The 10,427-nt window shown below is 58.5% G+C and carries 10 protein-coding genes; 7 read left to right on the top strand and 3 right to left on the bottom strand.

Annotation, left to right across the window (positions count from 1 at the left end):
* Positions 1-7 precede the first annotated feature (7 nt).
* On the bottom strand, positions 8-1,438 hold the full coding sequence (locus QZ268_RS17415; protein WP_295455073.1) for a Glu/Leu/Phe/Val dehydrogenase: 1,431 nt from the start codon (positions 1,436-1,438) through the stop codon (positions 8-10).
* A gap of 345 nt (positions 1,439-1,783) precedes the next feature.
* On the opposite strand from QZ268_RS17415, the gene QZ268_RS17420 reads away from it, so the two are divergent.
* The 3 genes from QZ268_RS17420 to QZ268_RS17430 are packed head-to-tail and all read left to right on the top strand — an operon-like array spanning position 1,784 to position 4,731.
* Positions 1,784-3,586 carry a TadE/TadG family type IV pilus assembly protein gene (locus QZ268_RS17420; RefSeq protein ID WP_295455074.1) on the top strand — a complete coding sequence of 601 codons (1,803 nt, stop codon included), beginning with the start codon at positions 1,784-1,786 and terminating at the stop codon, positions 3,584-3,586.
* Positions 3,583-4,128 carry a TadE/TadG family type IV pilus assembly protein gene (locus tag QZ268_RS17425; RefSeq protein WP_295455076.1) on the top strand — a complete coding sequence of 182 codons (546 nt, stop codon included), beginning with the start codon at positions 3,583-3,585 and terminating at the stop codon, positions 4,126-4,128. Before QZ268_RS17420 ends, QZ268_RS17425 begins: the two co-directional genes overlap by 4 nt.
* 3 nt (positions 4,129-4,131) lie before the next feature.
* Complete coding sequence (locus tag QZ268_RS17430; protein ID WP_295455077.1) at positions 4,132-4,731, top strand: pilus assembly protein; 600 nt, start codon at positions 4,132-4,134, stop codon at positions 4,729-4,731.
* Positions 4,732-4,735: 4 nt separating this feature from the next.
* Here the strand turns inward: QZ268_RS17430 and QZ268_RS17435 are convergent, their stop codons facing one another.
* The gene (locus tag QZ268_RS17435; protein WP_295455079.1) at positions 4,736-5,215 is read right to left on the bottom strand and encodes a hypothetical protein; all 480 of its coding nucleotides are present in this window, start codon (positions 5,213-5,215) and stop codon (positions 4,736-4,738) included.
* A 166-nt stretch (positions 5,216-5,381) separates the two neighbouring features.
* Here QZ268_RS17435 and QZ268_RS17440 point away from each other — a divergent pair, with 166 nt between their 5' ends.
* Together QZ268_RS17440 and QZ268_RS17445 are read left to right on the top strand one after the other, a co-directional pair.
* Positions 5,382-6,569 carry a reductive dehalogenase domain-containing protein gene (locus QZ268_RS17440; RefSeq protein ID WP_295455080.1) on the top strand — a complete coding sequence of 396 codons (1,188 nt, stop codon included), beginning with the start codon at positions 5,382-5,384 and terminating at the stop codon, positions 6,567-6,569.
* Positions 6,570-6,721: 152 nt separating this feature from the next.
* Positions 6,722-7,648, top strand: a complete 927-nt coding sequence (locus tag QZ268_RS17445) for a pirin family protein (RefSeq protein ID WP_295455082.1) — start codon at positions 6,722-6,724, stop codon at positions 7,646-7,648.
* 245 nt (positions 7,649-7,893) lie between these two features.
* Here the strand turns inward: QZ268_RS17445 and QZ268_RS17450 are convergent, their stop codons facing one another.
* Complete coding sequence (locus QZ268_RS17450; RefSeq protein ID WP_295455084.1) at positions 7,894-8,481, bottom strand: TetR/AcrR family transcriptional regulator; 588 nt, start codon at positions 8,479-8,481, stop codon at positions 7,894-7,896.
* 186 nt (positions 8,482-8,667) lie between these two features.
* On the opposite strand from QZ268_RS17450, the gene QZ268_RS17455 reads away from it, so the two are divergent.
* Together QZ268_RS17455 and QZ268_RS17460 are read left to right on the top strand one after the other, a co-directional pair.
* Positions 8,668-8,931 carry a hypothetical protein gene (locus QZ268_RS17455; protein WP_295455086.1) on the top strand — a complete coding sequence of 88 codons (264 nt, stop codon included), beginning with the start codon at positions 8,668-8,670 and terminating at the stop codon, positions 8,929-8,931.
* 246 nt (positions 8,932-9,177) lie between these two features.
* Positions 9,178-10,427, top strand: a 1,250-nt coding sequence (locus QZ268_RS17460) for a homoserine dehydrogenase (protein WP_295455088.1), incomplete at its 3' end; no start/stop codon positions are given.

The raw sequence follows: 10,427 nt of genomic DNA on the forward strand, positions 1-10,427 counted from the left end.
TACGCCCTCAGAGCCCCTTGGCCCGGTAGCTGGCAGCTACTTTGCCGATAGAGACCAGATAGGCAGCGGTGCGCAGATCGGTGACATCATCGCGGCTGTGCCAGACTTCACGCATGGACTGATAGGCAATCCGCATGGTGTCATCCAGACCCGAGCGTACCAGCTCCAGCTCATCAGCGCCGCGCAGATACTTCTCTTTGAAGCCCTCGGTCAGTGTCCAGGTTTTCCCCATGCTGTCTGACAGGCCTTCCAGCTCATCGACTACCAGCTGGTGGCGTGCTTCTTCCTGGCGACGCTGCATCCGGCCAAAGCGGATATGGCTCAGGTTCTTTACCCACTCAAAGTAGGAGACCGTCACACCACCAGCATTGGCATACATATCCGGGATGATAACGGTGCCTTTGTTGCGCAGGATTTCATCCGCACCCGCCGTCACCGGACCATTGGCGGCCTCGATGATCAGTGGCGCCTTGATGCGATCCGCGTTGGAGAGGTTAATCACCCCCTCCAGCGCCGCCGGGATCAGGATATCGCACTCCTTCTCCAACAGCTCCGCGCCATTTTCCAGCAAAGTCGCATCCGGGTAACCGGAAATGCCGCCATGTTTGACGATCCAATTGTGAACCGCCTCCACGTCCAGACCTTCGCTCCGGTATAGGGCACCGTCGCGCTCGATCACACCGGTGATCAGCGCGCCATCTTCCTGGCTGAGGAATTTGGCAGCGTGGTAGCCCACATTGCCAAGCCCTTGCACGATGACACGCTTGCCCTTCAGCTTCCCGTCAAGACCCGCCTTGGCCATGTCTTCGGGATGACGGAAAAATTCACGCAGCGCATATTGCACCCCACGCCCCGTCGCCTCGACCCGGCCGGCAATGCCACCGGCATTCAGCGGCTTGCCAGTGACACAGGCACGGGCATTGATATCGGTGGTATTCATCCGCGCGTATTGATCCGCGATCCAGGCCATCTCGCGCTCGCCGGTGCCCATATCAGGCGCCGGCACGTTCTGGCTGGGGTGGATCAGGTCGCGCTTTGCCAGCTCATAGGCAAAACGGCGGGTGATCAGTTCCAGTTCATGTTCTTCATATTTGCGCGGATCAATGCACAAACCGCCCTTGGATCCGCCAAAGGGCGCTTCGACCAGGGCACATTTATAGGTCATGAGCGCGGCCAGGGCCTCGACCTCATCCTGATGCACATTGATCGCATAGCGAATGCCGCCTTTGACCGGTTCCATGTGCTCGGAATGGACTGAGCGATAGCCTGTGAAGGTCACCATTTCACCACGCAGCCGCACCCCAAACCGCACCGTATAGGTGGCGTTGCAGACGCGAATTTTCTCCTCCAACCCAGGCGGCAGGTCCATCAAAGCGACTGCTCTGTTGAACATCAGATCAACACTCTCGCGGAAGCTGGGTTCTTGGGGGCTGCTCATTGGCGGTTCTCCGTGCTCTGTCAACGACTGATTCCTATCGTTAGAGCAACTCTATGCACGGAAGTTTAAAGAGTGCGACCTTTTTAACCATTCCATTTCGAAATTCACTAAAAACTGATCCTTACTCCGATTCGACTTTACCAAAGTCCCGCACCCCGCATTTTGGCAAGAAACCGTAAACAATCACCCCGTTTGGCACTCAATTGCCTTTGTATTAAGAAAATTGAAACTAAATGGACTTGCGGCCGCCCCATTTCCGCCATCTTCCCAAATCAAATATGAATGAGACCAAAACCCGTTTCACTCCTATGCCCCCTCTGTGAGGGGCCGAAGAGGCTGTTGTTCATGACACTGCGCCACACGACCGTCACGGCTCTCCCCCTTAGCGTCCTGCACCAAGGCGTTAACCGGCTGCGAGCATTCCGCCGCGACGAAAGCGGCGTCATGGCCTATCCGACGGTTGCCTTTTTCCTGGCGATGCTGGCGGTTGGCGGCCTGGGTGTGGATCTGATGCGGATGGAGCGCGACCGGACAATGCTGCAATACACCCTGGACCGTGCGGTACTGGCTGCTGCAGATCTGGACCAGACCCAACCCCCGGCTGTTGTGGTAAAGGACTACCTGAACAAGGCGGGCCTGGGCGAGCATTACACGCCACCAGTTGTGGAAACCGGGTTAGGCTATAAGCGGGTGCAGGCGACCATCAACTCCACCTTCGAGGCCCATCTGATGCGGTTCTCTGGCGGTACGGATCTGCCGATCTATGCCACGTCCAAAGCAGAAGAAAGCATCGACGGATTGGAGATTTCGCTGGTTCTGGATGTGTCCGGTTCAATGAACTCAAACAGCCGCCTGACCAACCTCAAGGCGGCAGCAAAAGATTTTATCGACACCATGGTGGCCAACACCACTGAGGGAAAGATGTCGATCTCGGTGGTGCCTTATGCGACGCAGGTCTCCATGCCGGAAAACCTGATGCTGCAGTATAACACCGAAGGCAACAACGACTATTCGTACTGCATCAACTTTGAAGGAGATCGGTTCAATACCACATCTCTGCCGACTAAAACGCCGCTCCCCACATGGGACATGATCCTGAAGCGCACGATGCATTTCACCCCTTGGGGATACAGCAATCGGGATATGCGGACCTATTACAACAGCCCCCGCCTGATCCAAGACCCGGTTTGTGACCCGCGGCAGTCGCGGCAAATCCTGCCGCTTCAGCAGGATGCGAACACGCTCAAAAACTTCATTCAAAACCTGTCCGCCGGTGGCAACACCTCGATTGATATTGGCATGAAATGGGGGACCGTCCTGCTTGATCCCTCCACGCGCCCAGCCATTTCTGAGCTGGCCTCCGGGACGGCTGCGGGCGCTGGTCCAAGTGTCCCGAACGGTTTTTCTGCCCGCCCGGCCGACTACACCGATGCTGATACCATTAAAATCATTGTTTTGATGACCGATGGGCAGAACACCTCGCAATATTATGTAAATGACGACCATCGTGACGGCCCCTCAGGGGCGCATTTTGCCATTCTCGAAGGACGCGATGACACAAGATACAACACCGGGACTGCCTCACTAAAGGTCTACTCCACCTATGATGCCTATAATGATCGCTATTACTGGCACCTTCCCTATTATCCAAAATGGTCTGACCACCCGATTGGCACAGGTAACAGCTCCTTTAAAGACTGCGATCGCTACGGAAATAACTGCCGATGGATTTCGGAACAGACCGCCGCAAACCACCCAGACGCCACTGTCTTTGACGACACTGGCAACGTCATCTCAGGGCTGAGCTATAATGAACTGTTTGCACGGACCTCGTTGAAGTACCTGTATCGCTACATCTTTGATGACTGGATGGATTTCTATCAAGCGCGAAATACCTGGTATTATGGGATCTATTCCAGCTACGGCAATGGGACCAAGAACAATCGCACACGCAGCGTCTGCGCGGCGGCCAAGGCCAAGGGCATTGTTGTCTACACCATCGGCTTTGAAGCCCCCAGCAACGGGGTCGCGGTTCTGCGCGACTGCGCCAGCACCGATTCCCATTACTTTGATGTGAACGGACTAGAAATCAAAGACGCCTTTGCCTCGATCGCCACATCGATCCGCCAGCTGAGGTTGACCCAATGATTTTATCCTCTGCAAAACGCCTGTTCCGGCGCTTTCGCGGCGACACAAAGGCCACCGTGACCGTCGAATTTGCAATTCTGATGCCGCTGTTCTTTATGCTGCTGACCTCGACCGTCGAGCTGGGCATGGTTGTCCTGCGCCAATCCCAGTTGGAACGCGCTTTGGACATCGCGGTGCGCAACATTCGCCTGACCACCGGGTCAGCCCCACAACACGATGTCGTAAGGGATCAAATCTGTGACCTCTCAGGCTTCATCGACAATTGCTCGACCTCATTGCGACTGGAAATGGTGCAGCTCGACCCCTTTGCCTGGGTGGACGTCAATGAACAGGTCGACTGCATCAGCAAACCAGAAGAAGTGTTGCCGGTGCGTGGCTTTTCTAACACCGGCAGGTCCAACGACCTGATGCTGATCCGCGCCTGCATGCGTTTTAAGCCCTTGTTCTCAGGCTGGGGGTTTGGCGAAAGTCTCTCCACTGCCGACCCCGAAGGGCTGGTCAGCCTGGTGGCCGTGTCCGCCTTTGTGCAGGAGCCGAAGTAAACCATGTTTTCCCCACTGATCAAATGTCTGCGCGGCTTTTCCCGCAACACCAAAGGGACGGTAACGGTCGAATTTGCGATCTATATGCCGCTGCTTTTGTGGCTGTTTGTCGCCATCTACACCTACTTTGACGCCTTCCGTCAGGAAACCGTCAACCTGAAAGCCGCCTATACCATCTCGGATTTGATCTCTCGCGAGACCACAACGCTGAACGACACCTACATCGACAGCATGTACAAAATGAGCCAGCTGCTGATCCGCTCGGACTCGGCGATAACCCTGCGCATTTCTGTGGTGCGCTGGGACGAAGACAGCAACCGCTACTACGTGGACTGGTCAAAAGTTCGCGGCGGATCCTTGGTCGCCTGGACCAATGCAACCATCGGCGCAGTCGAAAGCGACCTGCCGACCATGCCGGATGAAGAACGGGTTATTCTGGTTGAGACCCGCAATGAAATGAGCCCTGCATTTAACGTCGGGCTGCCACAGCTGGACATCAATAACTTTGTCTTCACCCGGCCCCGTTTTGCGCCGCTGGTGCGTTTCGAAGGCGACCTCGGCAGCGGTGGCGGCCATGACGATGGCGCAGGATCCACGGATTAAGCCACTAGGAGCCCATGCTGCGTTGCGCAATCATCGCAGCCAGGATCTCGGACATGGTCTTGCTTTGCGACCCCGGTGTAACACCGCCAATGCCAATGCGGCGCCCAGCGCGCCACCACAGGCCCGGCAGCCAGACCCGCGCGCCCGGTGTCGCGGTGCGGATCAAAAAACCGTTGGACGGTTTAAACGCAAAGAAACCGCGATCAATGGCCTCAATATCACAAACCTGCGCAATCACAGTGCCATCGGTGCAGCGCAGGACCTGCTCTGTCAGCTCGATCTTATGGCTGGTCGCCTGCCACATGCGGACCGACAACCACAAGGCGCCAAGCCCGATCCCCAGCAAAAACGCCAGCCAGGCCAACGATGGTGGCTTTGACGCCGCAACATACAGCAGCAGCACGCCAATCACCGCAAGCATGGCCACCCCCATGACACGCCGCAGCCCCGAGGCCTCCACTGTCACCAAGACTTCGTCAGTCATTTGTCGCTCTCCTGCCATCCTCTGAGCCCCGCGCGGAGCCTACGTTGCGCCGGGACATAGCCTGATTTTGGCACCACGAACAGCCCCGGCAACACCAGCCGCCAAAACGCGCGACCTCCCGGAACCGCCCCTTGCCTGTCCCCGCAGGAGCCAATACCGTCTTGCCATGCGTTGGCCCCAGAACGCCCCACCCCGCCAGGACAGCGATGCCGCAGCCGGTATCGAGATTTCAGACGCGTTTGAACGGTTCAGCCAACGCAACGATATCTTCACCCGCGCCTTTTGGGATCCCAGGGTCAAATCCAAACACACCGAAAAATTCTTTGCCTCCTACCGGATGGAAGCGGCCCCGCGCCGTGGTGACGGCTTCACCCAACGCGACTTTGCCCTGCGTAATGCCGCCTGGCTGGTCTCGGATGTAATCGCCAACCGCCGGGGCGAGGACGGCATCCGCGAAGGTTTCCAGGCGGCTATTGAAAACGACACCCCCGTGGCGCCAGACCCTATCGCGATTGAGGACCCGGGCCAGATGAGCGCCGAGATCAAGCGCATCTCAAAATTCTTTGGCGCCGATCTCTGTGGTATTACCGATCTGGACGAGCGTTGGCTTTATAGCGCCCGCGTCGATACCCGTGACTTTTCCGAAGCGCCCCATCCTCTGCCCCAGGGGCTGAACAGCGTCATTGTTCTGGGCCACGAGATGGAGGCGGATCTGGTAGCCACCTACCCCTCTGCGCTGGCCGGTGCTGCGACGGGACGGGAATACAGCCACGAGACCTCTGTGGTGATGCAGCTGGCCGCCTATATCCGCAACCTCGGCTACGAGGCGGTGGCCTCGATGAATGACACCGGGCTGGTGATCCCCTATGCGGTGAAGGCCGGACTGGGCGAATATGCCCGCAATCAGATGGTGATCACGCCGGAATTTGGCCCCCGCCTGCGGTTCTCAAAGATCTTTACCAACCTGCCCCTCACCCATGATGCCCCCAAACCCCGGGGCGTGCGCGCCTTTTGCGATATCTGCACCAAATGCGCCGATGCCTGCCCGGTCAAAGCCCTGCCCTTTGGCGCGCCACAAGAGGGCGGCAGCAATATCTCTGCCATCAAAGGCGTGCGCAAATGGACCTCTGACGCGGAGAAATGCTTCTCTTTCTGGGCCAAACTGGCCACGGACTGCGCAATCTGCATGCGGGTCTGCCCATTTAACCGCGACTACACCAAGGCGCAAAACCGTGTCTGGCTGCGCCTGGCGCTGTCCCGGTTTCGCAAACTTGCCCTGCGACTGGCCAAGGATCACGGCACCCGCGTCAAGCCCGGCACCTGGTGGGCACAGGACAGCAACACAGACACCTGAAGATGGGCACCTAAAGACGGAAACCTAAAGACGGGCACCTGGGAAAAGTGCTCTGTGCACCTGCGCACAGAAGCGGTGATCTCTTGGGGATTTTGCACTCTTTGAATGCGCCCTAACTATTAGAACACACCGCCACTCACAGGACGTCTCCCATGTCGCTTAGCCCCTCCTCTGCCAGATCCATTCTGGAAACCCGCCAGGCCCGCCCAACTCTGGAAGGCGCCGGTGTCAAACTGCACCGCGCCTTTGGATTTCAGGATCCCAGCGAGCTGGACCCGTTTCTGCTGTTCGACGATTTCCGCAATGAAATCCCCGCCGACTACCTGCAGGGCTTTCCCTGGCACCCGCACCGCGGCATCGAGACCATCACCTATGTGCTCTCCGGCGAGGTCGAACACAGCGATTCCCTTGGCAACACTGGCAGCCTCGGCGCCGGCGATGTGCAGTGGATGACCGCCGGATCCGGCATCCTGCATCAGGAAATGCCCCGCGGCAATGCCTCTGGGCAGATGCACGGGTTCCAGCTCTGGGGCAATCTGCCAGCGGATCAAAAGATGTGCGCGCCACGCTATCAGGACGTCGCCGCCCGCGAAATCCCCGAGATCACCGATGATGACGGCACCCATGTCCGGGTGATCACCGGAGAGTTCTGGGGCAAACGCGGCCCGGTGGATGGGATCGCTGCGGATCCACAGTATCTGGACATCTCGATCCCCGCCGGGGTCACCAAGCGGATCAAGATCGACACCTACAGACGCGCTTTTGCCTATATTTTTGAAGGCGCCGGCGCCTTTGTCGATGCCTCCGCCCCACAAGGTGTACTGCTGGAAAAAGAGGTGGCAGGCCAAGAGGTCAATATCCGCGACCTTTCCGGCAACCGTACGCTGGTGCGCTTTGGCACCGGGGATGAGATCACCGTGCAGGCCGGCCCCGAAGGTCTGCGGTTTTTGCTCATTTCCGGCGCGCCGATTCAGGAACCGGTGGCCTGGCACGGCCCCATTGTGATGAATACAAAGGCAGAGCTGCAGCAGGCCTTCAAGGATCTGCGCAACGGCACATTCATCGCACCGGCCCACTGATCTGGCCCACTGAACCAGCGCGGGTCAAGGAGGCCGCAGGCCCCGCCTGAAAGGCGGCTTGTCCTTGACGCGCAAACCTTAGCATACTTGCGATCGGCTTTGAGGGGCGGACCCGCCCGTCAAAGCCATCTCAGCGCCTGCACGCCCCGATCCCCAAGAACTGAGATCACCCTTTGGCGTCACCCTGCCACTTGCAGAATAGCCGTGCGCGGTAGCGCTCCTTTTGGTCAGACCCCAGCCGGATCTCAGGCGGTGACGGATTTGCGCACCATATCCCAATAGACACTTTCCACCTCGTCGAGCGACAGGCGCCCGCCGCTGCGATACCAGGTCATCACACCGTTCAGCATGGCAATCACCGCCAGCGTGGCGATCTTGGTATCCGGTAGGGTGAACTGCCCCGCCTCGACGCCCTGCTTCAACACCGCCTCCAGCGCGTCCTCATAGGCCCGCCGCAGAGCTTCGATGGTTGCAAAATTCTCATCGCTCAGGTTGCGCAACTCCATATAGGCGATAAAAACCTCATCAGATCGCTGCATATGAAAGCCGATGTGAAAGCGCACAAACTGCTCCAGCAGCGCCAGCGCGTCCTGCGGTTTTTCCTGGGCTTGCCAAGCCGCCAACAGCTCACGCATGTGGCCCTGCATCAAGGAGTGCAGCAGGCTCTGCTTGTCCGGGATGTAATTATACAGGGCGCCGGCCTGAACGCCGACCTCCTTGGCAATCTGGCGCATCGAAACCGCCGCATAACCATGCTGCGCAAACAGCCGCAGCGCCGCGCTGCGAATGCGTGGGCCGGTAATATCAGAATGTGAACCTTGTGTGCGTGCCATGTGGTCACGGTAACTGAACATTCGTTCAGAAAAAAGACCCTGCCGTAAGATACATGCGTCCAATCCTCCACCCGGTCTGCAACCGGTGCAAAATGAGGCAGATCGAAATTCTGCACCCACAGGGCTGCACTGCCTTGTACCGCGCCCGATGATTGTGCATCAAGGGGCAGGCCAAAGGAAAACCATATGACCCGCTCCCTGCCTCTGACCCTACTCTGCGCCAGCTTTGCCGTTGCGGCTCTTGCCGGGTGCAGCAATGACCCCGAGCTCAGGAATCAACTGACGCCAGAGCTGCGCAATGCCGACTACCCGCCGCTGTTGCCGATCGAGGATCTGGTGCCCCTGCAGCCTGCCCCCGAACAGCAAAGCACGCAACTGGAGCAAAACCTGAATGCGCGCAGCAACACTCTGCAACGCCGGGCCGATGCGCTGCGCCGCGCCACAAACTGATCACCCGCTGCCGCCCCCCTTGTATTGCGCAGGCCTGCTGTGACGGACGTTGCTGTTAATCAGAGTAGCGCGCCACATTTGGTTGCCCCGTATACCCCTTTGACAGCCAGCTCTCACAGGCAAAAGAGCAGCATTCACGGCTCTTTCACTCGGGAATGTCCCTCCCCCTATACCACCGCCGTTGCACCCTTTCTCTGAACCCGCTAAGGCGGGACAACACAGATGGAACAAAAAGGATCTCCGGCTATGACAAAACCGCTTCGTCTTGGGATTGCAGGTTTGGGCACGGTAGGCGTCGGCGTGGTAAAAATCATCCGCCGCCAGGCAGAAATGCTGGAGATGCGCACAGGGCGCCCGGTGGTGATCACTGCGGTATCCGCCCGCGATGCCAGCAAAGACCGCGGCGTCGCCCTCACAGGCTATGCTTGGGAGACTGACCCGGTGGCCTTGGCCAAACGCGACGACGTGGACGTTTTTGTCGAACTGATGGGCGGCCATGACGGTGCTGCCAAGGACGCAACTGAGGCGGCATTGGCTTCGGGTAAGGATGTGGTCACCGCCAATAAGGCGCTGCTGGCCATCCACGGTCAGGCCCTGGCGGAACAGGCCGAAGCTGCAGGACAGGTGATCCGCTTTGAAGCAGCCGTGGCCGGCGGCATCCCTGTGATCAAATCCCTGACCGAAGGCCTGGCCGGCAATCAGGTCACTCGGATCATGGGGGTGATGAACGGCACCTGTAATTACATACTAACCCGAATGGAAAGCTCCGGCCTCAGTTATGACGAGGTCTTCGCCGAGGCAGATGCGTTAGGATACCTTGAAGCCGATCCAACTCTCGATGTCGGTGGTATTGATGCTGGCCACAAGCTCGCACTTCTCGCCTCGATAGCATTCGGCACTCAGGTGCAATTCGACGCCATCGAATTGGAAGGCATCCAGCGGGTGACAATCGAAGACATACATCACGCCGCGGACATGGGCTATCGCATCAAATTGCTCGGAGTTGCCCAGAACTCCGGACGCGGGCTGGAGCAGCGTATGATGCCCTGTCTCGTCCCGGCTTCGAGCCCACTTGGCCAGCTTGAGAACGCCACCAACATGGTGGTGCTCGAAGGCGATGCTGTCGGGCAAGTCGTTCTGCGCGGCGCTGGGGCTGGCGAAGGACCAACCGCGTCGGCTGTGATGTCGGATGTCATCGACATCGCGCGCGGTATCGAGATTTCGACGTTTGGCCAACCGGCTGACTCGCTGTCCGTTGCCGTACCGGCGCAATCCGCAGTGGCCGCGCCCTACTATTTGCGGATGGAGCTTCTCGACAAACCCGGCGCACTGGCCAAGATCGCGACTGTTCTTGGCGAAGCCGGGGTTTCGATCGACCGGATGCGCCAATATGGCCACGAAACGCCATCAGCTCCGGTTTTGTTCGTTACACATCCGACAGCGCGCAATGCCTTGCTTGACGCGATTTCCCGGATGCCGGGAACAGGCGTACTTTC

It is taken from the genome of uncultured Pseudophaeobacter sp. (assembly GCA_905479575.1).
Taxonomy (GTDB): domain Bacteria; phylum Pseudomonadota; class Alphaproteobacteria; order Rhodobacterales; family Rhodobacteraceae; genus Pseudophaeobacter.